Below are 23,721 nucleotides of genomic sequence, written 5' to 3' on the forward strand. Positions count from 1 at the left end.
ACGTCCGCCCGCTCCCGTGTTTCCCGTCCGCCGTCGCCGTGCGCGAAAACTGACGGTCGCGCCGCGGGCGAAGTAATTTCCTACTTCGCCCCACGCTGATCCTACCCGCCATGATGACCCTGCGCCTCGCCTTCCGCTCGCTGCTGAGAAATCCTGGCTTCACCGCCACCGTCGTGCTCGTCCTCGCGCTCGGCATCGGCGCCACCACCGCCATCTTCAGCGTCATCCACGCGGTGCTGCTCCACCCGTTCCCCTACAAGCAGGGCAACGAGATCCTCTTCGTCGCCTCGATGCGCACCACCGAGCCGGACAGCCAGTTTTCCGTCACCTACCCGGATTTCCTCGACTGGCAAAAGGCCGCGCAGTCCACTGAGGAACTCGTCTACGCCGGCGCCGACGCGGTGACGCTCACCGGCATTCCCGAACCGGCTTCGCTCCGCAACGCCACCATCTCCTCCGGCGCCTGGTCGCTGCTCGGCATGCAGCCGATTCTCGGCCGCGTCTTCACCGCCGACGAAGATCGCCCCTCCGCCACGCCTGTCGTCGTGCTCAGCCACGCCACGTGGAAGAACCGCTTCGCGTCCGATCCGGCGATTCTCAACCGGATCATCCAGCTCAACGGCGTCGCCCACACCGTCATCGGCGTCATGCCGCCCAATTTCAAATTCTGGGCCGGCGACATCTGGACTCCCGTCGGCCTAAACGCCGGCACGCCCATCCTCCAAAGCCGCGTGCTGCGCACCGACGCCTGGGTCGTCACGCGCCCGAAGCCGGGCAAGACCATGGAGGACGTCCGCGCCGAGCTGAACGTCATCGCCGCGCAGATCGCGCAGCAACACCCGGACACCAACAAGGACGTGGGCGTCCGCCTCGAGCGCCTCGCCGCCAACACCGGCTCCCAACTGCGCGACCCGCTCATGATCCTCCTCGCCGCCGTCGGTGGTGTGCTGCTCATCGCTTGCGCCAACGTCGCCAATCTGCTCCTCGCGCGCACCACCGCGCGCCGCCGCGAGTTCGCCCTGCGCGCCGCCCTCGGCGCCGATCGCGGCCAGTTGCTCCGGCAAACCCTCCTCGAGGGCGTGCCGCTCGCGCTCCTCGGCGGTCTCGCCGGCGTGGTCCTCGCTTACTGGGGACTCGAGGCGATCCTCGCCGTGATCCCCGCCGACGCCGTGCCGGCCGAGTCCGAGATTCGCGTTAACGGCCTCGTCCTGCTCTTCTCACTCGCCGTCACGCTCGGCACTTTGCTGCTCTTCGCGCTCTTCCCCGCGCTCGAAGGCTCTCGCGCCGCACTCGCGCCCGGGCTCGCGGACGACGCACGCGGCACCGCCAGCGCGCGCACCGGCCGCGTCCGCTCCGGCCTCATCGTCGCAGAAGTCGCCCTCTCGCTCATGCTGCTCGTCGCCGCCGGGCTTCTCCTGCGGAATTTCGCGCGACTCCAGCGCGTCGATCTCGGTTTCGACCGCGAGCACCTCCTCGTCATTCCCATCCAGCTGCCCGAGTCGCGCTACGCCTCCACCGAGCAATCGACACAGTTTTTCGAGGCCGCCGTCGAGCGGCTCCGCCAGCTTCCTGTCGTCGCTTCCGTCGCACACTCCACCAATGTTCCGATGATGGGCGGCAGCGGCATGCCGCTGGTCGTCGAAGGCAAAACCTACAACTCGCTCGACGACCTGCAGAGCGTCCAGTTCACCTTCGGCACCGCCGACCTCCTCCGCGCCCAGGGCATCCGCCTCAAACGCGGCCGCGGCCTCGAGCCCACCGACACCGCCGGTTCGCAACCGGTGATCCTGCTCAACGAGGCCGCCGTGAAGCGCTTCCTGCCCGACGGCGATCCGCTCGGCAAACGGGTCATGCTCGGCGTTCCCGAACATCTCAACAAGGGCGGCATCCTCCCATCCGAACTGTCGAAAACCCAATGGGCCACCGTCGTCGGTGTCGTCGAGAACGTCCGCCATTTCGGTCCAGTGAGCAGCGATATATTCTCAGCTTACGCTCCGCTGCGCCAGGCGTGGGACTTCCCGCCGCTGCGCCGCGCGGGCTTCCTGCTCGTCCGCACAAAGGGCGCGCCGCTCGACGCGGTCCCGATGGTCCGCTCCACCCTCCGCGCCCTCGATCCCAATCTCCCCGTCGAACGCATCACGACGATGGATCTCACGCTGCGGGATTTCCTCCGCGGCACGCGCTTCAACACGCTCCTTCTCGGCCTGTTCGCCGGCACCGCCCTCGCTCTCGCGGCGGTCGGCATCTACGGCGTCGTCGCGTGGAACGTCACGCAACGCACGCGCGAGATCGGCGTCCGCCTCGCCCTCGGCGCCGAGCCGCGCGCCATCCTGCGCCTCGTCATTTCCCAATCCATGCGCGTCGTCGCCCTCGGCCTCGTGCTCGGACTCGCCGGCGCGCTCGCCACCACGCGTTTCCTCCAGTCGCAGCTCGCCAACCTCAGCGCGTTCGACCCCTGGACGTTCGGCGTGGTCGTCGTCGTGCTCGCCGTCTCCGCGCTGCTCGCCTGCTGGCTGCCCGCCCACCGTGCCACGAAGGTGAACCCCGTCGACGCCCTCCGCGCCGAATAGCGCGCGCACGCGATCGGTTCGCACGCGCCCACTCATCCCGCGGATTGCAGTGCTCGTCCTGCACTGCGGCGGCCTGTCCGCTGTCGCGTTGCCCACCCCGGCGCGCCGCGCCATCAAACGCGCGCCCCTCCCCGCCCCAGCCCGCCCATGCATTCGCTCAAGACCGCTTTCCGTTCGCTCCTGAAATCGCCCGGCTTCACCGCCGTCGCCGTCCTCACCATCGCCGTCGGCATCGGCGCCAACACCACGCTGTTCACGCTCTTCGACCGCCTGATGCTCAACCCCGTCTCGTTCCCCGAGCCCTCGCGCCTCGTGGCCGTGTGGGCGGTGAACAACGAGCGGCAATTCGTCGCGCCCGCGATCTCGTGGCCGCGTTTCGAAGAACTCCATCGCTCCACCGGGAGTGTTTTCGAGTCGCTCACGACGTCGTCGTTCGACTCCCACACGCTCACCGGCAACGGCGAGCCGGAGCAGGTCACGGTGCTGCGCGTCACCGCCGATTTCTTTTCCACGATCGGGATCAAGCCGGCGCGCGGTCGCGCCTTCACCCGCGAGGAGGACCTGCCCAACGGCGCCGCCGTCGTCATCCTCGCCCACGAATACTGGCAAACGCGCTTCGGCGGTCGCGAGTCGATCCTCGGCGAGAACATCATGCTCAGCGGCACGCCGCACCAAGTCATCGGCATCATGCCGCCGCGCCTCGGCAACCCGTTCGTCGGCGCGCAGGTTTTCGTTCCGCGCGTCTTCGAAGTCGGCGGACTCCAGCCCGCGCAGATCCAGGCCGGCGCCGGCTACACGCAGGCGCTCGGCCGCCTGCGTCCGGGCGTGACGCTCGAGCAAGCCCGCGCCGCCTGCGCCGCACACGACCGCGCTTACCGCGAGCAGTTCGCCTCGCGCCTCGACGCCGACAACCAGATGGACCCGCGCGCGTTCACCGAGACGCTCGTCAGCGGACTGCGGCCGACGATGCGCATGATGCTGGGTGTCGTCGCGTTCGTCCTACTCATCGCCTGCGCCAACGTCGCCAGCCTCTTCCTCGGCCGCCTCTCCGCCCGGCAAAAGGAGATCGCGGTCCGCCAGTCCCTTGGCGCCACGCGTGGCATGCTCGTGCGCCAATTCCTTGTCGAAAGCCTCCTCTTCAGCGTCGTGGCGGGCGGGCTCGGCGTGCTGCTCGCCATCTGGTCGCTCTCCGGCATCCGCAGCCTCCTCGCCAACCAACTCCCGCCCGACACGCAACTCGGCGTGAGCCTCCCCGCACTCGTCGCGACCGTCGGCGTGACATTCCTCGTCGGCGTGCTGATCGGGCTCTTTCCCGCGTGGCAGGCTTCGCAAGTCGAGCTCACCGAAACGCTCAAGGACTCCTCGCGCGGTTCCTCCGGCGGCCCGCGCGGCAAACGCTTCCGCGGCGCGCTTGTCGTGGCGGAAGTGGCGCTCTCGGTCGCCTTGCTCGTCGGTTCGGGCCTGTTGCTCGCGTCGTTCCTGAAACTCCAGCGCACGCCGCCGGGCTTCTCGCCGCGCGGCGTGGCCGCCGCGTTTGTCGGATTGCCCAACACGCGCTACCGCACCGGCGCGGAGCAGGCGGAATTTTTCCGGGCCGTCATTGAGCGACTCCAGTCGATGCCACAGATCGAATCCGCCGCCGCCGTCATCGGCCTGCCACTCAGCGGCAACCTCCCGCGTGCGCCCTACACCGTCGGCACCGACGCCGCGCTGCCCCTCCCGCAGCGCCCGCTCGCCGGCCTGCGCATCGTCACTCCCGGTTACTTGAAAACCCTCGGCATCCCGCTCCGCGAGGGCCGCGACTTCACCGACCTCGACCGCCAGGGCGCACCGGGCGTCTGCCTGATCAATGAATCCTTCGCGCGCCGCCTCTTCCCCGGCCAGAGCGCGCTGGGTAAAGTCATCCGTCGCGGCCGCGACGCGGAGTTCGCCCACGAAATCGTCGGCGTCGTGGCCGACGTGCGCTCGCTCGGCCTCGGCCAGCCGCCGTCGGACGAAGTTTTCTACCCACTCGCCCAATTGCCGCGCCCTGGACTCGCGATCGTGGCGCGCACGGCGGGCGACGCGGCGGGCTTGCAGGCGATCATCCGGTCCGCCGTCGCGTCGGTCGATCGCGACCAACCCGTATCGTTCTTCCAAACGATGGAGAACTTGCTCCAGCAGAGCCTCGGTTTTCAACGGATCGTCGCCTCGCTCACCACGCTCTTCGCCGGCATCGCGCTCGTCCTCGCCGCCGTCGGTCTTTACAGCGTGCTGGCCTACTCCGTGGCGCAGCGCACCGGCGAGATCGGCATTCGGATGGCGCTCGGGGCGGCACGCAGCGATGTCGTGGCGATGATCGTGCGGCAGGGCCTCGGGCTCGTCGCCATCGGCTTGGGCGTCGGTCTCGCGGGCGCCGCTGGCCTCGCGCACCTGCTCTCGACGCTGCTCTACGAAGTCCGCCCGTTCGAGCCCGCCGTCTACGCCGTCGTCACCGTCGTGTTCGCCGTCGTCGCGGTGCTGGCCTGCCTGTTGCCGTCGTGGCGCGCGAGCCGCGTCGATCCCTTGGTCGCGCTGCGCACCGAGTGAGGGCACTTTCGGCTTCTCGCGTGGTCTGAATTGGCCCATCTCCTTTCACCCTCCATGCGCCCTCTCGCCCTCCTCCTGCTCGCCGCCACCACGCTCTCGGCCTCGCCCGCGTTCGACGCCGCCGTCGATCTCTACAAGCAGCGCAAAGACGCCGAAGCGCGCGCTGCGTTCGAGTCCCTCCGCAAGGCGGAGCCGAAGAACGCCGAAGTCCCCTACTACCTCGGCCGCCTCGACCTGCGCGCCAAGAAGGTCGACGACGCCGTCGAGCACTTCCAAGCCGCGATCGCACTCGATGGCTCGAACAGCACCTATCACCTCGAACTCGGCGGCGCCTACGGCAATCAGGCCCAGACCGCGGGGCTGCTGAGCAAAGCCTCCCTCGCCAGCAAAGCGCGCACGGAATTCGAAAAGGCCGTCGCCCTCGATCCGCAGAGCTTCGAGGCGCAGAGCGCGCTCTTCCAGTATTACATGCAGGCTCCCGGCTTCATGGGCGGCGGATTCGACAAGGCCCTCGCGCAATCCGAGGTGCTCATCAAACTCGACCCCATCCGCGGCAAGAACGCCAAGGCTGGCCTGCTCATGCGCGAGAAGAAGTTCGACGAGGCCTTCGCGATCTTCGACGAGATGCTCCGCGCCAACGCCGACGACTACGCCGCGCTCTACGGCCTCGGCCGCATGGCGGCGGAGTCGGGCCAGCGCCTCGAAGCCGGCCTCGCGCACCTCCAGAAATGCCTCACGATGACGCCGCCCGCCGGCACGCCGTCCCACGCCGCCGCGAACTGGCGCATCGGCAACATCCACGAGAAGAAAGGCGACAAGGCCGCCGCTCGCGCCGCCTATCAAGCCGCCCTCGCCCTCGACCCGAAGTTCCAGCCGGCGATCGACTCGTTGAAGAAGCTCGGCTGAGCCGCACGGTCATCGCTGCGGGCGGCCTCCGGACGCCGCCGCCTCTCGCCACTTGCCTACCGCAACGCACGCGCGCACCTTACGCGCATGTCCACCGGCCTCGCGCCTGAAGTCTCCGAATTCCTCGCCCTGCTCGACGCGAGCGTGCGCGACGGCACCTTCACGCGCCTCACGCTCGGCAAACCCCGCGGCGGCGACGACGCGACGCTCCAAAACGTCTTCGTCCGCCCCGTGCGCCTGAAATCCGGCGCGCACCTGAGCTTTCTCTGGCGCCACGACCGCCGCGACCTCACGAAAAACATCCCGCCCGCCGACGGCATCATCGAAGTCGGCCGGCTCGTCGGCACGATCTTCCACAGCGCCCACCTCTTCATCGGCGCGCGCACCGCGCAGCTCGAGTTCAACAAGAAGGGCGAACCGCGCCTCACCTTCGGCAAGAACACGCCGCCCGCCGCCGCGAAACTCGTGCGCGAAGACGCCCACGATCGCACCAAAGCCCGCCTGCTGCCCGTCTCGAGCCATGACTGGTTGCACGCCCTCGGCGTCACCAACTCGACCGGCATCGTGCGCGAAGGCATGGCCGACAAGCATCGGCAAATCCACAAGTTCGTCGAACTCCTCCACCACCTCGTCGCCGACGCCACGCTGCCGCACGACCGGCCGATCGAGATCGCCGACATGGGCTGCGGCAAGGGCTACCTCACCTTCGCCACGCACGACTACTTCGATCGCGTCGCCAAGCGCTCGGTTCGCGTGTGCGGCGTCGAGTTGCGCCCGGAACTCGTCGAGCAGTGCAACACCCTCGCGCACGACACCGACCGCGAAAAACTCTCCTTCGTCCGCGGCACCATCCAGGAGGCCACGCTGCCCGCGCCCGACGTGCTCATCGCGCTCCACGCCTGCGACACCGCGACGGACGACGCCATCGCGCGCGGCCTCGCCGCCGGCAGCGCGCTGATCGTCACCGCGCCCTGCTGCCAGAAGGAACTCCGCCCGCAGCTCCGCGCCGCGCCCGTGCTCGCCCCCGCGCTGCGGCACGGCATTTTCCAGGAACGCCACGCGGAATTCGCCACCGACGCCCTGCGCGCACTGCTGCTCGAATGGGCCGGCTACGACACGAAGGTGTTCGAGTTCATCTCGACCGAGCACACGGCGAAGAACCTCATGATCGCCGCGACCAAACGCACCCGCGCCGATAGCGCCGACGAACGCGCCGAGCGGGCGCAGGCCGTTCGCGCGCTGGCGGAATTCTACGGCGTGAAACGCCAGGCGCTCGCCGCCCATCTCGACTTCGCGCTGTCGTTGCCGTGACCGCCGCAGACTTCCGACGTTTTGTCCTCGCCCTGCCGGGCACGATCGAAGGCGCGCATCGCGGCCACGCAGACTTCCGTCTCGGCGGCCGCGTCATCGCCTCGCTCGATTCGCCGGATGTCGGCTGGGCCATGGTGAAGCTCACGCCCGCCCAGCAATCCGAGGTGCTCGGCGCGTCCGCGAGCGGATTTCGCCCGGCCAACGGCGCGTGGGGCGTCCAAGGCTACACCATTCTCTTCCTAGCCGACGCCAAGGCCGAGCCCGTGCGCGCGGCGCTCGCGCTAGCCGCCGCCAACGTCACCGCCAAAAAAAAGTCCCGCGCGCCGAAGCGCCGCTGACGGCGTTTCACGCCCACGCGCAGGAGTGATAAGTGCGGTTCCATGAACCGTCCGACCCCAGGTCCAGCACCGCGAAGCCGGCGCCCGTCTGGTGAAACACCGGCTTGCCCCACCAATCGGCGCTGACCGCCCCGTTGCCGAGATAGTGGACGCCGTCGTAGGCGACGTGGTCCTGCAGATGCAGATGCCCGCTGACGCAGAGCGTGACGCCGCCGCGTTTCCGCAACACCGCTTGCAGCACACTGCTGTCCGTGTGCATGAGCGCCGAGCTCACCACCCTCCCGCCGGAGGCCCGGCCCGGCGCGGGAAAATCGACCACTTTCTCAAGCACCTGTCCCCACTCGTGCACGGCCGCCGACAGAATGGGAATGTGCGAGCAGACTACCAAGGGCTGCGCGGCCGGCGTGCGCGCCACTTCGCCGCGGAACCACTCGAGCTGCTCCGGATCGAGGTGCGCGCGATAGTAGGTCTTCTCGCCGTCGACCACCGGCCGCGTGCTGTCCAGCACGAGAAACCGCCAGCCACCCTGCTCGAACGCATACCACGGGCGCTCCAGCTGCAGCTCATCCATCGCGCGCAGTTGATAGCGGAGCCCGCCGCGTTCGCGCGTCTCGCCGATCCAGATGTCGTGATTGCCGAGGCAAGCGCGCACCGGGGCGCGCAACCGCGCCGCCGCGCCACGCCAGACGTTCCACAGCTGGTCGACGCGCGCCGCGTCGCGCACGGCCCACGAATCCATGATCACGTCACCCGTGTGCAGGATGAAATCCGGCGCCGGATCGAGCGCCGAGAGTTCCGCAAGCAACTGCTCCAAGCCCGCCGCGCAGTTCGGGTTGGTCGTGACGTGGGTATCCGTGATGTGAGCCACGCGCAGCGCGCGCGGGCGGGAGGCGTTTTCCGCGGCAACAAGAAGCGGCGCGGCCGCAGCCGTGCCCGCCAGCGCGCCGAGGGTCCGAACGAAGTGGCGGCGATTCATGCGGCCGGGATGGGACGCGAGAGTCCGCCCGACCGCAAGACTGCGCTTTTCGTGCGCCGGAATCAGTCGACCAACAGCACCGCCTGCACACCCGGACCGTGGACGCCTTCGATCAGGATGCCCTCGACGTCGGCGGTCTTCGAGGGACCGGTGACCCAGATGATGTTCGGATCAGCGGGCAGCGCCGCGAGCGCAGCCGGGATGTCCGGGAAAATATCCATGCGCTTCAGGACGACGATGTGCGCCCACGGCGCCAGTGCCGCAAGCCGCGAGCTCGTGTCGCCGTCGGTCAGCACCACCGTGCCGGTCTCCGCGATCGCCGCCGAGGCGCGTGTGATGCCGAACGCGTAATCGTCGACGCGCGTGCGGTCGAAAGTCGTCTCCACCTGCACGCCGGCGAGCGCGGCTCCGAGCAGCGGCAGCAGCGCCGGATCGCAGTAGCCACGCGTCCATTGGTTCTTCGCCAGCAAATCGGCCAGTTCCGCCGCCGATTGCAGCGGCGTGCCGTTCACGCCCTTGAGTCGCGCGCAGAAGGTCGCGGTGAGATCGCTGGCGCCCTGCATCTGGCGCATGCGCACGAGTTCGCGCTCCCAATCGGGCAGCGCCGCGCGTTGCGGCAACGGCGCAAGGGCCGCGCGGACGCGGCCGAGGATCGCTTCGCGGTCGTTGCTCATGACTTCCTCCGTTGCTTCATCCACTTCCTGAACTCGCCGCCGCGCCACGCGGGCAGCGCGCGCTTCTCCTCCCACGCACGGAGCGCGGGCACGGGAATCAGTTTCGTCGGGAGATAGTTCAGCGCCTTGCCGCCGAACAGCGCGGCCTTCCACGCCGTCGGCTGCGACGCCATGAGCGCCCACGCACCCATCGGCGGCGTGCCGACCGAAGCGAGCGGCGCGCCCTCGCGCTTGCCCTTCTCGCGCAAGCGCAGGAGCAGATCGGGAATCGGGATGTTCACGGGGCAAACCTCGTTGCACGCGCCGCAGAGCGACGAGGCTTTCGGCAAATCCGCCAGCTCCGGAAACTTCTTCCCGGCGAGCAGCGGCGAGAGCACCGCACCGACCGGGCCGGGATAAACGCTGCGGTAGGCGTGGCCGCTCGCCTGCCGGTAGACGGGGCAGACGTTCAGGCAAGCGCCGCAGCGGATGCAGCGCAGGATCTCGCGGCAATCGGAGGCGAGCACCTCGGTGCGTCCGTTGTCGACGAAGATGACGTGCATCTCCTCCGGCCCGTCGGGCTGCGTCGCGCCCTTCGGCCCCGAGATGAACTCGGTGTAGACCGTCAGTTGCTGCGCGGTCGCGGAGCGCGCGAGGAGGTTGAGCAGCACGCCGAGATCGCGGTCGCGCGGAACAAGCTTCTCGATGCCGACGAGCGCAATGTGGACTTTCGGCGCGGCGAGGCTGAAGCGCGAGTTGCCCTCGTTCGTCACGAGCACGATGCGCCCGCTCTCGACGGAGACGAAGTTGGCGCCGGTCAGGCCGACGTCGGCTTCGAGGTATTTGTGGCGGAGAAACTGCCGCGCGCGACGCGTGATCGTCTCGGGATCGTCATTGTAGGCGCCGAGGCCCTCGCGCTCGAAGCTCGTCGCGATCTCGCGGCGGTTCTTGTGAATGATCGGCCGGACGATGTGGCTCGGGTGGTCCTTGTCGATTTGGACGATGAATTCGCCGAGGTCGGTCTCGAGCGCCTCGATGCCGTGCTTCTCGAGGTAGTGTGCGAGCTCGATCTCCTCGGAGACCATCGTCTTCGCCTTCACCATTTTTTTGGCGCCGTGCGCCTGCATGATGCGCAGCACCGCTTCGCAGGCCGCCTCGCCGGTCGACGCCCAGTGGACCTGCGCGCCGTTGGCCTTCAACTTCGCTTCGACGGCGGGCAGCAGCGTGTCGAGGTTCTCGATGACGTGCTGCTTGATCTCGCCCGCGCGCTGGCGCAGTAGGTCGGGATCGTTGAATTGGTCGAAGAGCAGCTTGGTGCGCTTCTCGTGCGTCGCCTTCGTGCTCTGGTAAACCGAGACGCGCTTGTCGGCGGGCAGCGTCGCGGCGGCTTGGTCGATGAGTTGCTTGGCCATGGTCAGCGCAAGAGCCCTCCGTTGCGGAGCGCATCCCGCATCACCTGCGCGATGTGCTGGGTTTTGATCGGCTGGCCGGCCTTCTGCGCGAGGCCGCCCATGTGCATGAGGCAGCTCATGTCGCCCGAGACGAGCACATCGGGCTGCGCGGCGCGGATGTGGTCGAGCTTGAGCGTGCCCATGCTCGAGGAGACGTGCGGGAACGCCACCGAGAACGTGCCGCCGAAGCCGCAGCATTGCTCCTGCTCGCCGAAGGGAACGACCTTCGCGCCCGCGATCGAGTTGAGCAGCGCGAGCGAGGCGGCTTCGCTGCCCGTGCCGCGATTGTGGCAATTGCGGTGAAACGCGATCGTCGCGTCGTAGCGGCCGGGCCAGGTCTTCACGCCGAGGGCATTCACGACGAAATCGGCGAACTCCCACGTGCGTGCGGCGAGCGCTTTCACTTCGGGCAAGTCGGACTCCTTCTCGAACTCCAGCAACGCGCCATGCCGCAGCATCGCCGCGCACGAGCCGGACGGCAGCAGCACCGGCGCGGTGCCGGCGAAGGTGCGCAGCGTGTGCCGCACGACCTTGCGCGAGGCCGGCCAGTCGCCGCCATTGAACGCCGGTTGTCCGCAGCAGGTCTGGCCTTCGGGAAACTCGACCTCGACCCCGAGATGCTCGAGGACTTCCACCGTGGCGCGCGCGACGTCGTCGTAGAACGCGTCGCACAGGCACGTCGCCATCAGCTGGATTTTCGGCCGCTCACCGGGCGCGAAAGGCGAAGGACGGACGGGAGCATGCATCAGGATCGCGGAGTGTAGATGGTCGCTTTGAGTTGGCGAGCCAGGTGGGCACGGAAGGCGTGGATATCACGCACGACGCCGAGTCCGATTAGCTGGTTCGCCAGATTGCCGACGGCGGTGCCTTCGAGCGAATACGACACGACGGGCAGGCCGGCAGCATCGGCGGTCGCCTGGCAAAGCAGCCGGTTCTTCGAACCGCCGCCGACGATGAGGATGCGACGGAATTTGCGGCCGGACAACCGCTCGAAACTCCGCACGGCGTCGGCGTGGCCGCGCCCGAGCGAGTCGCAGATGAGACGAACGTAGCCGGCGAGGTCGCGCGGCGGGCGCGCGCCGTTCTTCTTCAATTGCGCGTCGATCGCGGCGCGCATGTCAGGCGGGTTGAAGAGCGAGGCGTCGGTCACGTCGATGAGCTGCGCCGGCGCGGGCGCCTTTTCGGCGAGCGCGATGAGCTTCTTCCACTGCGCGGCGTTGGCCGGATGCGCGGAGAATGCCGGCAGCGTTTTCTCGAGCAGCCACAAACCGAGACAGGAACACAGCGGCCGGTAACGGCCGTCGCCCATGCGCTCGTTCGAAATGCGCGCGGCGCGCGCCGCTTCACCGAGCACCGGCGTGTCGCTTTCGAAGCCGAGCAGCGACCACGTGCCGGAACTCAGGTAGAGATCGGAGCCGTCGGGCGCCGCCGGCATCGCGGCGAAGGCGCAGGCCGTGTCGTGCCCGGGCACCAGCACCGTCTGGACGCCGGCGAGTTCGGGAATGTCGCGCACCGGACCGAGTTTCTGCGCGGCGAGCGCAGGTTGGCTGAACCAGTGGCGCGGGATGCCGAAGTATTTCATCGCGGCCGCCGACCACTCCGTGCTCTTCACGTCCAAAAACTGCGAGTGGCTGCAGATGGAGATCTCGTTCTCCATGCGCCCCGAGAGCAGGAAATTGAAATAATCCGCGATGAACAGGCAACGCGCCGCGGTGCGCGAGATGCCCGGACACGCGGCGAGCGTCTCCTGCAATTGGAGGCTGGTGTTGAAGACGTGACTGGGCAGGCCGGTCAGCGCGTAGATGCGGGGATAGCCGGTCTGCTCGAACTTCTTCGCGGGTTCCAGCGTGCGCCGGTCGCGGTAGGCGTGCACCGGATAAACGGGACGGCCCGACGCGTTCACCAACACGTGATCGACGCCCCACGCATCGCAGCCGACCGAGGCTAGCTTCGGGAATTGCGCCTTCGCCTTCAGCAGGCCGGCGCGGGCTTCGCTCCAGAGATACGGCAGATCCCAGTAGTCGTTCGCGCCGAGCGAGCGGAACTGGTTCGGGAACCGATGGACCTCGGTGAGTTCGAGCCGGCCCCTCGTCCAAGTGCCGACAATCACGCGGCCGCTCGTGGCCCCCAAATCGATCGCGGCACAATGGACGGTTGCTTTCATAGAATCATCGCAGGAAGGCCTCGTGCAGGCCGCCGTCGACCGTGATCACCTGGCCGGTGGTCTTGCTCAGGCGCTGGGACACGAGGAGGAAATACGCTTCGGCTTGGTCGGCGGGCGTGATCGGCGCCTTCGTCAGCGTGCGGTCGGCGTAGAACTGCGCCAGTTTCTTCACGAGCGACTCGGTCGCCTCGTCGTCGGCGTAGGGAATGTTGTATTTCGCGAGCGAGCCGATGACGCGGTCGCGCGGGAACATCGCGGAGCCCTGCACGACCGTCGCGGGCGCGACGCCGTTCACCCGCACGAGCGGCGCGAGTTCGATCGCGAGTTCGCGCACGAGGTGGTTCGCGGCGGCCTTCGACGTGTCGTAGGCGACGGAGCCTTTTTTCGCGACGACGGCGTTGGCCGAGGTCGTGAGCACGAGGTTGCCGCGCAGGCCCTGCTCTTTCCAAGTCTTGGCCGCCTCGTCGCCGACGACGTAGCTGCCGGTGACGTTGATGGCGAAGGTGAGCGCCCACTTGTCGTCGGGAATGTGGCCCGAGGTGTCGCTCGGCACGAAGATGCCCGCGGTGACGCAGATGGAATCGAAGCCGCCATAGGCGAGCGCGACGTTGTCGAGCATCGTGCGGACGGACGCGCGATCGGTGATGTTCGCCGCGAGCCCGACGGCCGGGCCGCAATTGGAAACACCCGTGCCGGCGACGCCGATGCCGACGCCGTATTTCGACTCGATCTCCTTCGCGGTCGCCTGCGCGGCGGTCTCGTTAAGATCGACGGCGACGATGTGCGCGCCTTCCTTCACGAGGCGGTGCGCAGTTTCCTTGCCGATGCCGGAGCCGGCGCCGATCACGACGACGACTTGGCGCGCGAGTTCCTTCTCGGCGGGCATGCGCTTGAGCTTCGCTTCCTCGAGGAGCCAATACTCGATGTCGAACGCCTCCTGCTGCGGGAGCGCGATATATTTGTCGATCGCCTCCGCGCCGCGCATGACTTCGACGGCGCAGTTGTAGAATTCGGCGGTGACGCGCGACTCGGACTTGTCCTTGCCCCACGCGACCATGCCGAGGCCAGGGATCAGCACGACGGTCGGATTCGGGTCGCGCATCGCGGGCGAGTTGGCGTGTTTGCAGGCCGCGTAGTAAGCCGCGTAGTCCTTGCGGTAGGCTTCGAGGCCGTGTGCGAGTTTCGACTTCAGCTCGGCGACGGTTTCCTGCTGCGGATTCCAGTCGACGTAGAGCGGCTTGATTTTGGTGCGAAGGAAGTGGTCCGGGCACGACGTGCCGAGTTCGGCGAGACGCGCGGCATCCTTGGAATTCACGAAGCGCAGGATCTTCGCGTCGTCCTGCACGGTGCCGATGAAACGCTTCTCCTTGGAAACCTGGCCGCGGAGCCACGGCAGGATCGCGGCGAACGTCGCGCGGCGCTTCGTGTCGTCGAGCGTGGTGTATTTTTGTCCGCCGAAGGCCGCGGCGTCGCCGCCCTTGGCCGCGTAGGCTTTCTCGATGTAGGCGGAGGCTTCCTCAATGAAGGCCAGCGTGTCGGTGTAGCACTGCTTGTCGTCGTCGGCCCACGAGATGAAGCCGTGCTGGCCCATCATGATGGCGCGAATGTTCGGCTGCTCGCGCGCGATTTTCTGCATCGCGAGGCCGAGTTCGAAGCCCGGGCGCATCCACGGCACGTAGGCCATGCGGCCGCCGAAGATTTCCTTGGTCAGCTTTTCGCAATTCGCCGACGCCGCGATCGCGATGATCGCGTTCGGGTGCATGTGATCGACGTTCTTGCCGGGCAGGAAGGAGTGCAGCGGCGTGTCGATCGAGGACGCGCGCGGGTTCAGGTTGAACGTCGCGTGCGTATACATGCCCACCATGTCGTCCTCGGCGGGCGACTTCAGGCCCTTGTCCGCGCGGGCGGCGTAGAGCGATTGGAGGCCGACGAGCTTGCTCTGGTAGAGCGACGAGAAGTTCTCGCGCGTGCTCGTGCGGAGGTCGCCGCCGGAGCCTTTGACCCAGAGAACCTCCGTCGGCTGGCCGGTCAGCGGGTCCTTTTCGGTGAGCTTCGAGGACGTGTTGCCGCCGCCGGTGTTGGTGATGCGTTGATCGCTGCCGAGGAGATTGGAGCGATAAACGAGGCGGGCGACGGGATCGAGGGACGCCGCTTTGGCGTCGTCCCACAGATAGTTGACGAATTGGTAGGAAGGCATCGTGGAATGCGTTGCGTGGAGAGAAAGCGAATCAGCGGCGCTGCGCGAGCACTTCGCGCTCGTAGCGTGTCACCGCCGGGAGCCACTGGCGGTCGCCGGGCACATTGGCGCGGCGGCAGTGCTCCTCCCAGATGGCGCCGAGCGGGAGCGTCTTGAGCTCCTCCAGCAGCGCGAGGCGGCCCGTGTGGTCGCCGGCCGCTTCGAGATCGCGGAGGCGCTGCGACGGCTCGAGCAATGCGGAGAGCAGGCACTTCTGGGCGTTGCGCGTGCCGATGACCCAGGCCGCAACGCGGTTGATGCTCGCGTCGAAGTAGTCGAGGCCGATGGCCGTGCGCGGGAGAAAGCCGCCGCGAACGAGTTCCTCGAACAGCGCCTTGGTGACGTCGTCGAAGAGCACCACGTGATCGCTGTCCCAACGGACGCCGCGACTCACGTGCAGCAGCAGGCCGGGGGCAAATTGCAGCACAGCGGAAATCTTGTCCGCGACCGACTCCGTCGGGTGGAAGTGCCCCATGTCGAGGCAGAGCATCTTTTTCCGGGTGACGGCGTAGCCCAGGTAGAATTCGTGCGAGCCGACGACGTAGCTCTCGGAGCCGATGCCAAAGAGCTTCGACTCGACCGCGTCGCGGTGAACGCGTTCATCGATTTGCTCCTTGAACACGGCGTCGAGCGACTGCTCGAGGCGCTCGCGCGGGCCCTTGCGGTCGGCGGGCAGGTCCTTGTGGCCGTCGGGAATCCAGACGTTCGTCACCGTCGGCGTGCCGAGCGCCTGTCCCATCGCCGCGCCGATGCGGCGGCACGCGATGGCGTGCTCGATCCAAAACTGGCGGATGGCGGGCTCCCGATGCGAGAGCGTGAAACCGTCGTTGGCGAGCGGATGCGAGAAGCACGTCGGGTTAAAGTCGAGGCCCATGCCGCGCTGCTTCGCCCAGTCGATCCAGCTCTGGAAATGCTCCACGCCGATCGCGTTGCGATCGACCTTCTTGCCGCCGAAGTCGCCGTAGATCGCGTGCAGGTTCAGGCGGTGCTTGCCCGGGATGAGCGCGAGCGCGGCGTCGAGGTCGCTGCGCAGTTCGGCGAGCGTGCGCGCCTTGCCGGGATAGTTGCCCGTCGCCTGGATGCCGCCGCCTTCGAGCGTGGCGCCGGCGCGCTCGAAGCCACCGACGTCGTCGCCTTGCCAGCAGTGCAGCGAGATCGGCGTGCGCGCGAGCGTGGCCAGCGCGGCCTCGGTATCGACGCCGAGCGCGGCGTAGGTTTCACGGGCGGAATCGTAGAGCGAGGCAGTCATGGAGGATGCAGCATTTGCCGCGGAGCGGCGGGGTGGACGGAAAGCAGCGTAGCCCGTCAGTCTACAGTGGAGCACAGCGGCCGGGAATCCGCGCGATGATCTTTGGAATACAGAAATTGCCTAGGACATATTCGTCCGGTTTCGAGTCGCCAAGCGCCGCGTCGTCCGTTGAATCCGGCTTGGTCGCTCCTCCCCCGCGGCGGCCGCGCCTCCCATGCCCTGCCCTGTCCTTTTCCGCCGCGGTGTCTGGCTCTGCCTCGCCGCTTTCCTTGCGGCCTCACTGCGCGCCGACGTGCGTTGCGCCAAGCTGTTCACCGACCACATGGTCCTCCAGCGCGAGCGCCCCGTCCCGATTTGGGGCACCGCCACGCCGGGCGAGAAGATCGCGGTCGCTTTCGCCAACCAAACCAAGGAGACCGTCGCCGCGACCGACGGCGCGTGGCGCATCACGCTCGATGCGCTGGCAACGAGCGCGGAGCCGCGCGAACTCGTCGTGCGTGGCGCGAACAAGGTGACCTTCCGCGACGTGCTCGTGGGCGAAGTCTGGTTCGCCTCCGGCCAATCCAACATGGAGAAGCCGCTCGGCGAGCGAAAGGGCCAGAAGCCCACGACCGGCTACGACCTCGAGATCGCCGCCGCGCGCTATCCGCTGCTGCGCCTGTTTCAGGTGCCGCGCACCGACCTCAAGCAGGACGGCGCGGGCGTCTTCCGCTGGTTGCCGTGCTCGCCCGAAACATTGCGCGAGTCGAATTTCTCGGCCGCGGCCTACTACTTCGGCTGGCAGGTGCAGCAAACGCTCGGCGTCCCCATCGGCATCATCCACTCCAGCTTCGGCGGCACGCGCATCGAGGCGTGGCTGCCGCCCGAGGCCTTCGCCGACCCGCAACTCGCCGGACTCGAAAAGGAGCACTACGCCGCCTGGGTGCCCGGCGTGCAACCGACCGAGCTTTTCACGAGCATGGTTCGTCCCTACGCACCGTTCGCCGTGCGCGGCTTCCTCTGGTATCAGGGCGAGACCAACTGCATGGTGCCCGACTCCGACCGCTACGCGCACAAGCTCACGACGCTGATCGCGCACTGGCGTCGCGTGTGGGGAAACGCCGACGCGCCGTTCTACGGCGTGCTGCTCGCGCCGTTCGACTACTCGAAGTGGGAGAAATTCGCCACGACCGAGCTCGCTCTGCCGCGCTTCTGGCAGGCGCAAATCGAAGCGCTCTCCGCCCCGCGCACCGGCTACGCCGTCATCAGCGACGGCGTCGACGATCTCCACGACATCCATCCCGTGAACAAGCGCGTCGTCGGCGACCGTCTCGCGCGCCTTGCGCTGAACGAGACCTACGGCCGCACCGACATCGCCGCGCACGGACCAACGCTCGCGAGTTGGAAAGTCGACGGTGCCGCTCTCGTCGTCACGTTTGCCCACGCGGAAGGCCTGCACACGCGCGACAACCTGCCGCCGACCGACTTCGCCGTCGCCGGCACCGACCACGTCTTCCATCCCGCCCAAGCGACGATCAAGGACGCAACGATCACGCTCACGTGTCCCGAAGTTCCCGCGCCGATCGCCGCACGCTTTGGATGGCACGAGACCGCGCGCCCGAACCTCGTCAACCGCGCCGGCCTCCCCGCCACGCCCTTCCGCACCGACGACTGGCCGGTGAAGATCGATCGTCCAGTTTCCAAGCCGCTCGAGATGCGGCCCTGATCGCGATCACATCCATAAGCGTGAGGCTTGTGTCGGAATGGAAGCGGAGCGCAAATCCGGGGCACAGGCACAACAGCCTTGAGCCTCACGCACTTTGCCGCACCCTCACCGCCACGGGCCAAACCACAGTGAATTTTTTCACTGATGCTGAATAACACTGTTAGGCAAAACCAGCACGTGCTTATCAAAAATTACGGTCGTCTATGGAAGCGCAGCGCCGTCGAATGGCGCGGTGGTCGACTTCGCCGTGGCGCTCTTTTGGGAATCGGAGAAAAAAATAAAAGCGGCGGTGATTTTCGCGACCAGATCGCGATCTACATTCTCCATGACGCGGCGTTTGTGCCGATCTACGTAGGCCAGACCGGCTCGAAGGAAGCGCGGTTGTTTGACCGGCTTGCGGCGCACAATCGCAATCCGAAGATGGGACAGTGGGATTTCTTCAGTTGGTTCGGTTTTCGCGAAATGGATCAAAATGGTTTTCTGGTTGCGCACACCGAATCGACGGCTCTTTCGCGTGCTCAAGCTTTGGATGAAATTGAGTCGCTCCTCATCCTTTTACTAGAGCCGAAGCGCAATCGTCAGACCGGACGATGGAAGAGTGTAGAAGAGTTCTTTCAGATGGCTTCGAAGGAAGCCTGGGGTTATTCGAACAACGACATCCACAAGCGCCTCGTGAGAATCGAAGAGCTACTTCAAAAGAAAGGCCGAACAAGTAGGAATGGGAAAGCGTGAGAGGTCCGCGTTGCCGTAGAGGGCGTGCGGTTCCACTCCCCGCCTTGTGGGCACGAACGAACTGACGATCGGACCAGACCTCGGCCCCCCCGGCATCACATGTGCGTCCTCTAGACTTCGGGCGAGATTCTCACCGAGGAAGTCATCCCCAGCCCCGCGAGTGCCTCGCCGCCGACGCCGCGCGCTAGCGTATGCCAGAATCAGCGCGAGGGTAGAGCGACAATGCGACGGCAAAGCACCGCGACGCCGTAGCGGGGCAGATTGAGCTTGGTCACCTCGCCTCCGTTCAGGACGTCGGTCATCGGTGCGGGCAACGCGATGTCCTGCGGGCCGGCGGAGAAATTCGTGAGGATGTAGACTTCGCGATCGGCCGCGACGCGACGGCCGACGCTGACGCGCTCGGGCACGCCGATGACCGGCGCATCGACCTTTGCGAGTGCGGTCCACTGCTTCGCGAGTGCCTGCATCAGCGGCTGATCGACAACCGCGCCGAGGTAGGTGATCGTGCCCTTCCCCACCGGGCGACGGAGCGCCGCGGGCTGGCCGGCGAGCCAGTCGTTGCCCGGGCCGTAGCGCAACGGGACCTCGATCTCGCCTGCGGAAGCTGAGCGCTGAGGGCTGAACGCTGAAAGCTGCGCCGCGGTCAGCGGCGCCAGCGTCTCCGCCCACACCGTCGCGCGGCCACTGCCCCACTCGCCGGTGACCGGCACGTCTTCGAGCAACGCGTAGAATTGCTCCACGCGACCGCCGAGCGGGGCCACGAGCGGGCCGGGCTGGCGCTGGGTGTTGAGCGCGTTGAATTCGTTCTTCATGCCCGTGCGCGGACCGAGGACGAGATGGCCGCCAGCTTCGACCCATGCGGTGAGCTTCGCCGCCAACTCCGTGGAAACGACGTTGAGGCTCGGGGCGACGATCAGCTTGTAGCGGGCGAGGTCCATCGCGGGCGTGACGATGTCGACCGACTGCGTCTGCTGCCGCAGCGCCTTGTAGTAGCTGTGCAGCACTTCGAGCTGTTCGTAGCGGTTGCTGAAGCGATTGAAGTCGATCGCCCAGCGGCTGTCGTAGTCGTGGATCAGCGCGACCTCCGCGACCGGCGAAGTGCCCGCGATCACCGGCGCCGCCTGCGCGAACTCGCGTCCCGCCTGCGCGGCCTCGGCGTAAACCGGCACGGGCTCGCCGTCGGGGCCGACGAGCGAGCCGTGGTATTGCTCCTGCCCGTTCAACGCGCTGCGCCATTGCCAGTAGGCGACGCAATCGGCGCCGTGCGCGACCGAGTGCCACGCCATCGCGCGCGTCTCGCCTCGGTCGAGCGAGTTGCTGACGCTCGACCAGTCGACGAAACCGGGCGGCATCTCCAGCACCCAGAAATTCCGCTGCTTCCAGCCGCGCACGAGATCGTGCGTCGAACCGCTGCGGTCGGGATCGAGGTGCCCGGTGCCATTGCGCGAATTGTCGGCGTAGCCGGCGCCGAGGTATTCGTCCCACGAGATGACGTCGTAGTCGGCCGCGATGAGCTGGCGGTTGAAACGGTTCGCCCAGCCGACGCCGCCGAGATTGGTCGTGATGAGCTGGCGCGGCTCCACGTGCGCGCGCAGCACCGCGATCTGGTTGCGCTGGAAGGCGAGCCACGTGTCCGTGACGTAGCGCTTGTAGTCGAGCAACAGGCCCGGATTGGCGCGTCCCGTGGTCATCGGAATCTGGTTCCACTGCGAATACGTCTGGCTCCAATACGCGGTCATCCAGTGGCGGTTCAACTGGTCGAGCGAGCCGTAGCGCTGCTCCAGCCACACGTGCCAGCCGCGCTTCGATTCGTCGTCGAACGAGTCTTCGGTGAACTCGTTGCCGATCTGCCACGCGACAACGTTCGGATTCTGGCCAAAGCGCTGGGCGAGCTGCGTGACGATCCGCGCGCAGAGTTCGCGGTATTTCGCGCTCGCGATGGAAAAGTGCCGGCGCGAGCCGTGCTGGAGCTGCTTGCCGTCCTCGCTGACGCGCAGGACCTCGGGATATTTCGTCGTCAGCCACGCCGGCGGCGTGTCGGTCGGCGTGCCGATGATGGTGACCATGCCGTGGCGCGCGGCCGCAGCGACGGCGCGCTCCATCCAGTCGAGTTGGTAATTGCTCTCGGACGGCTCGAGGCTGCTCCACGCGAATTCGCCGATGCGCACCATGTTGAGTCCGGCGGCCTGCATGCGCGCGAGATCGGCCTCCCACGTCGCCTCCGACCACTGCTCGGGATACCACGCCGCGCCATACATGAGCGGCGGGACGTTCGCGGCCCGCGCGACGAGCCCGAGCGTGAGAAGCGTGACGACCGAAACGAGACGGCGGAAGGTGGACATGCGAAGTGTGGTTCAGCGCGCGGCGGCGCGCAGGTTGACGGTGACTGGTTTCAATTTCGGCGCGGAAACCCGCACGACGATCTCGCCGCCCTTCTCTTTCGAGCGAACGACGGCGAGCGCGCGACCTTGACAAAGCGAACGACGCGGCCCGAGATAGGACTCCTTCGACGTGAGGTCGGCGTTGCCGAGCGCGAGCAACGTCGCGGCGCCCGACACCTCGACCGTGACGGGCAAATCCGCCGTCGGCACCCACTCGCCTTTCGCATCGAGCGCCTCGATCGTCACGTAAACCAAATCCTGCCCGCCGGGGCGGACGCGCGTCAGGTCCGGCGTCGCGCGCAGCGCCGTGACCTTTCCGGCCGTGCGCAACGCGAAGCGCTCGACCTCGCGTCCGTCCTTGAGGCCAATGGCCACCAGCTCGCCCGGCGCGTAGGCGACGGCGAAACGCGCGCGGAATTCGTGCGCGCGGTCCGTGGGCTGTTCGCCGAGCGACTTGCCGTTCAGCTCGAGCCGCACCGCGTCGTAGCGCGAGTAGACTTCCACGTTCAGCTCCTTTCCGTCGCGACCGGGCCAGGTCCAGCTGGGGAGCGCGGGCGGCATCGACCACGGCGTGACGTTCCACGGACGACCGTCGGAGGTGGGCGCGACGACGGCGGCGTAAAGTTTCTCGCCGCGATCCCACACGATGTTGCGGTAGTGCGAAATCGGTTTCCGCCAGCCGATGAGATCAATGTCGCCACAGGCCGCGCCGTGCCACGGCCACATGTTGCCCTCCCAGTGCTTCACGGCGGGTTCGTCCGGCGGGAAGACGCGGCCGATGCCGGCTTCGCCGAGATAATCCAGCGCGCTCCACACGAAATCGCCGACGACGTAAGGCTGCTCCTGCACGATCATCCAATTGGCGAACACTTCGGACTGATACGATTCCGCCGCGACGATGACGCGCTCCGGCAGACGCGCATGGTCGCCCGCGTGCTGCGCGGCCAATTCATAGTTGTAGCCGGCGAGGTCGAGCGCGGCGAAGAGCGGATCGAGTTGCTCCCAGTTGCCATTCTTGCCGGCCCCGTTCACGCCCGCCGACACGGGGCGCGTCGCGTCGAGCGAACGCACGCGACCGGCCAGCTCACGCGCGATGCGCTGGCCGTCGGCGGTGGTGCGCTCGAACATCTCGTTGCCGATGCTCCAGATGACAACCGACGGGTGGTTGCGGTCCCGCTTCACCCACGCATCGACGTCGCGCTGCCACCACTCGGCGAAGAGCACGCTGTAGTCGTGCTTGGTCTTCCCCTTCGCCCAGCCGTCGAAGATCTCGTCCATCACGAGCACACCGAGCCGGTCGCAAGCGTCGAGGAACGCCCGCGACGGCGGATTGTGCGCCGTGCGCACCGCGTTGAAACCCTCCGCCTTCAGCAGCTCGACCTTGCGCTCCTCAGCGCGATCGAACGCCGCGGCACCGAGGATGCCGGTGTCGTGGTGCACGTTGCCGCCGTTGAGCTTGATCGGCGCGCCGTTGAGTTCGAGGCCGCGCGCGGCCGTCCAACGCAGTGTGCGAATGCCGAAGACGGTCGAGTATTCGTCGACCAGCTCCTTGCCGTCAGTGAGGCGCACGGCCGCGCGATAGAGCGCGGGCGACGCCGGCGACCACGCCTGCGGTTGCGGGATTTTCGCCGTGACGCGAAACACGGAGTCGACGCCGGACGGCGCCACGACGGCGGTTCGCGTCTGTGCGACGCGTTTCCCCGTCGCGTCGAAAAAGCTGATCTCGGCCGCCAGCTTGCGCTCAGTCTCCCCGCGATTGGTCACCGTCGTCTCCACCTCGAGCGTCGCCTCGGCGGCGCTCAACGCGGTCGTGGTGACAAAAACCCCGTCCGCCGCCACATGCACCGGCGCGGTGACGTGCAGCGTCACGTGGCGATAGATGCCGGAGCCAGTGTAGAAACGCGCCGTCGGCTGCGCCGAGTGGTCGACGCGCACGGCGAGCAGGTTCTCGGCCGCGAGCTTCAGGTGCGGCGTGAGTTCGACCGTGAACGGCGTGAAGCCGTAGGGATGCCGCCCGACCGAGACTCCATTGATGAAAACCTCGGCGTTCATGTAGACGCCCTCGAATTCGAGCGTCACGCGCTGGCCCGCCCACGATTTCGCGGCGCGAAACGTCTTTCGATACCAGCCGATCCCGTTCTCGAAAAACCCGCCGTGTCCCGCGGAAGCGGCGTCCTTTCGCACCGGCAACTCGATGCTCCAGTCGTGCGGCAGATCGAGCGCGCGCCACTTGGCGTCGTCGAAGCCCACCCCGGCCGCGCCGGCCGGATCGCCGAATCGGAACTTCCACTGCGCGTCCCACAGGTAGCGCTCCCGCGCTCCCGCCCACGGAGCGACGAGCAGGATCAGGAGGACCGCGACGAAGCGAAAACGGAAGGGGTGAAGAATCAGCATGGACGCGAACGGAAGTGTTGCCGAAACCGCCGGGGTGACGAGTGCGCAATCGCGTGCAGTTACTGTATGGCAAAGGCTTGCCCTCGG

At 67.3% G+C, this 23,721-nt stretch carries 16 protein-coding genes; 7 read left to right on the forward strand and 9 right to left on the reverse strand.

Annotated features, from left to right (window positions below; genetic code table 11):
* Positions 1-110: 110 nt before the first annotated feature.
* From HZA32_14070 to HZA32_14090, 5 genes are all read left to right on the forward strand, one after another.
* Positions 111-2,570, forward strand: coding sequence for an ABC transporter permease (locus HZA32_14070; GenBank protein ID MBI5425200.1), 2,460 nt, complete (start codon positions 111-113; stop codon positions 2,568-2,570).
* 147 nt (positions 2,571-2,717) lie between these two features.
* Positions 2,718-5,138 (forward strand): ABC transporter permease, encoded by a 2,421-nt coding sequence (locus tag HZA32_14075; GenBank protein MBI5425201.1) that lies wholly within the window; start codon positions 2,718-2,720, stop codon positions 5,136-5,138.
* Positions 5,139-5,192: 54 nt separating this feature from the next.
* Positions 5,193-6,044 (forward strand): tetratricopeptide repeat protein, encoded by an 852-nt coding sequence (locus HZA32_14080; GenBank protein MBI5425202.1) that lies wholly within the window; start codon positions 5,193-5,195, stop codon positions 6,042-6,044.
* Between the two features lie 87 nt (positions 6,045-6,131).
* On the forward strand, positions 6,132-7,355 hold the full coding sequence (locus HZA32_14085; GenBank protein MBI5425203.1) for an SAM-dependent methyltransferase: 1,224 nt from the start codon (positions 6,132-6,134) through the stop codon (positions 7,353-7,355).
* Complete coding sequence (locus tag HZA32_14090) at positions 7,352-7,693, forward strand: MmcQ/YjbR family DNA-binding protein (GenBank protein ID MBI5425204.1); 342 nt, start codon at positions 7,352-7,354, stop codon at positions 7,691-7,693. The genes HZA32_14085 and HZA32_14090 overlap by 4 nt, the downstream gene beginning before the upstream one ends.
* A gap of 7 nt (positions 7,694-7,700) precedes the next feature.
* On the opposite strand, the gene HZA32_14095 is transcribed toward HZA32_14090, so the two are convergent.
* The 7 genes from HZA32_14095 to HZA32_14125 form a co-directional block, all read right to left on the reverse strand.
* Positions 7,701-8,669 (reverse strand): metallophosphoesterase, encoded by a 969-nt coding sequence (locus HZA32_14095; GenBank protein MBI5425205.1) that lies wholly within the window; start codon positions 8,667-8,669, stop codon positions 7,701-7,703.
* 62 nt (positions 8,670-8,731) lie between these two features.
* Positions 8,732-9,343 carry an LUD domain-containing protein gene (locus tag HZA32_14100; protein ID MBI5425206.1) on the reverse strand — a complete coding sequence of 204 codons (612 nt, stop codon included), beginning with the start codon at positions 9,341-9,343 and terminating at the stop codon, positions 8,732-8,734.
* Positions 9,340-10,734: an iron-sulfur cluster-binding protein gene (locus HZA32_14105; GenBank protein MBI5425207.1), complete on the reverse strand. Its 1,395-nt coding sequence runs from the start codon at positions 10,732-10,734 to the stop codon at positions 9,340-9,342. Before HZA32_14105 ends, HZA32_14100 begins: the two co-directional genes overlap by 4 nt.
* Before the next feature lie 2 nt (positions 10,735-10,736).
* On the reverse strand, positions 10,737-11,519 hold the full coding sequence (locus HZA32_14110; GenBank protein MBI5425208.1) for a (Fe-S)-binding protein: 783 nt from the start codon (positions 11,517-11,519) through the stop codon (positions 10,737-10,739).
* Entirely contained in the window at positions 11,519-12,937 is a 1,419-nt protein-coding gene (locus HZA32_14115) for a rhamnulokinase (protein ID MBI5425209.1), read from the reverse strand. The genes HZA32_14110 and HZA32_14115 overlap by 1 nt, the downstream gene beginning before the upstream one ends.
* Positions 12,938-12,941: 4 nt before the next feature.
* Positions 12,942-15,134: a bifunctional rhamnulose-1-phosphate aldolase/short-chain dehydrogenase gene (locus HZA32_14120; GenBank protein ID MBI5425210.1), complete on the reverse strand. Its 2,193-nt coding sequence runs from the start codon at positions 15,132-15,134 to the stop codon at positions 12,942-12,944.
* A 31-nt stretch (positions 15,135-15,165) separates the two neighbouring features.
* Positions 15,166-16,422, reverse strand: a complete 1,257-nt coding sequence (locus HZA32_14125; GenBank protein MBI5425211.1) for an L-rhamnose isomerase — start codon at positions 16,420-16,422, stop codon at positions 15,166-15,168.
* Between the two features lie 214 nt (positions 16,423-16,636).
* Here HZA32_14125 and HZA32_14130 point away from each other — a divergent pair, with 214 nt between their 5' ends.
* Complete coding sequence (locus HZA32_14130) at positions 16,637-18,127, forward strand: sialate O-acetylesterase (GenBank protein MBI5425212.1); 1,491 nt, start codon at positions 16,637-16,639, stop codon at positions 18,125-18,127.
* A gap of 144 nt (positions 18,128-18,271) precedes the next feature.
* Positions 18,272-18,859 (forward strand): hypothetical protein, encoded by a 588-nt coding sequence (locus tag HZA32_14135; protein ID MBI5425213.1) that lies wholly within the window; start codon positions 18,272-18,274, stop codon positions 18,857-18,859.
* Positions 18,860-19,059: 200 nt separating this feature from the next.
* Here the strand turns inward: HZA32_14135 and HZA32_14140 are convergent, their stop codons facing one another.
* Both HZA32_14140 and HZA32_14145 read right to left on the reverse strand, forming a co-directional pair.
* The gene (locus tag HZA32_14140) at positions 19,060-21,201 is read right to left on the reverse strand and encodes a beta-galactosidase (protein MBI5425214.1); all 2,142 of its coding nucleotides are present in this window, start codon (positions 21,199-21,201) and stop codon (positions 19,060-19,062) included.
* Positions 21,202-21,213: 12 nt separating this feature from the next.
* A complete protein-coding gene (locus tag HZA32_14145; GenBank protein ID MBI5425215.1) occupies positions 21,214-23,634 on the reverse strand; it encodes a glycoside hydrolase family 2 protein in 2,421 nt (806 codons plus the stop codon).
* Positions 23,635-23,721: the final 87 nt, after the last annotated feature.

The organism is Opitutia bacterium, assembly GCA_016217545.1.
GTDB lineage: Bacteria > Verrucomicrobiota > Verrucomicrobiia > Opitutales > Opitutaceae > Didemnitutus.

What these genes read in the sequence shown, in the direction of transcription:
- HZA32_14070 (MBI5425200.1), top strand. Translation starts at nt 111, where the DNA reads ATGATGACCCTGCGCCTCGCCTTCCGCTCGCTGCTGAGAAATCCTGGC.
- HZA32_14075 (MBI5425201.1), top strand. Translation starts at nt 2,718, where the DNA reads ATGCATTCGCTCAAGACCGCTTTCCGTTCGCTCCTGAAATCGCCCGGC.
- HZA32_14080 (MBI5425202.1), top strand. Translation starts at nt 5,193, where the DNA reads ATGCGCCCTCTCGCCCTCCTCCTGCTCGCCGCCACCACGCTCTCGGCC.
- HZA32_14085 (MBI5425203.1), top strand. Translation starts at nt 6,132, where the DNA reads ATGTCCACCGGCCTCGCGCCTGAAGTCTCCGAATTCCTCGCCCTGCTC.
- HZA32_14095 (MBI5425205.1), bottom strand. Translation starts at nt 8,669, where the DNA reads ATGAATCGCCGCCACTTCGTTCGGACCCTCGGCGCGCTGGCGGGCACG.
- HZA32_14100 (MBI5425206.1), bottom strand. Translation starts at nt 9,343, where the DNA reads ATGAGCAACGACCGCGAAGCGATCCTCGGCCGCGTCCGCGCGGCCCTT.
- HZA32_14105 (MBI5425207.1), bottom strand. Translation starts at nt 10,734, where the DNA reads ATGGCCAAGCAACTCATCGACCAAGCCGCCGCGACGCTGCCCGCCGAC.
- HZA32_14110 (MBI5425208.1), bottom strand. Translation starts at nt 11,519, where the DNA reads ATGCATGCTCCCGTCCGTCCTTCGCCTTTCGCGCCCGGTGAGCGGCCG.
- HZA32_14115 (MBI5425209.1), bottom strand. Translation starts at nt 12,937, where the DNA reads ATGAAAGCAACCGTCCATTGTGCCGCGATCGATTTGGGGGCCACGAGC.
- HZA32_14120 (MBI5425210.1), bottom strand. Translation starts at nt 15,134, where the DNA reads ATGCCTTCCTACCAATTCGTCAACTATCTGTGGGACGACGCCAAAGCG.
- HZA32_14125 (MBI5425211.1), bottom strand. Translation starts at nt 16,422, where the DNA reads ATGACTGCCTCGCTCTACGATTCCGCCCGTGAAACCTACGCCGCGCTC.
- HZA32_14130 (MBI5425212.1), top strand. Translation starts at nt 16,637, where the DNA reads ATGCCCTGCCCTGTCCTTTTCCGCCGCGGTGTCTGGCTCTGCCTCGCC.
- HZA32_14135 (MBI5425213.1), top strand. Translation starts at nt 18,272, where the DNA reads ATGCTGAATAACACTGTTAGGCAAAACCAGCACGTGCTTATCAAAAAT.
- HZA32_14140 (MBI5425214.1), bottom strand. Translation starts at nt 21,201, where the DNA reads ATGTCCACCTTCCGCCGTCTCGTTTCGGTCGTCACGCTTCTCACGCTC.
- HZA32_14145 (MBI5425215.1), bottom strand. Translation starts at nt 23,634, where the DNA reads ATGCTGATTCTTCACCCCTTCCGTTTTCGCTTCGTCGCGGTCCTCCTG.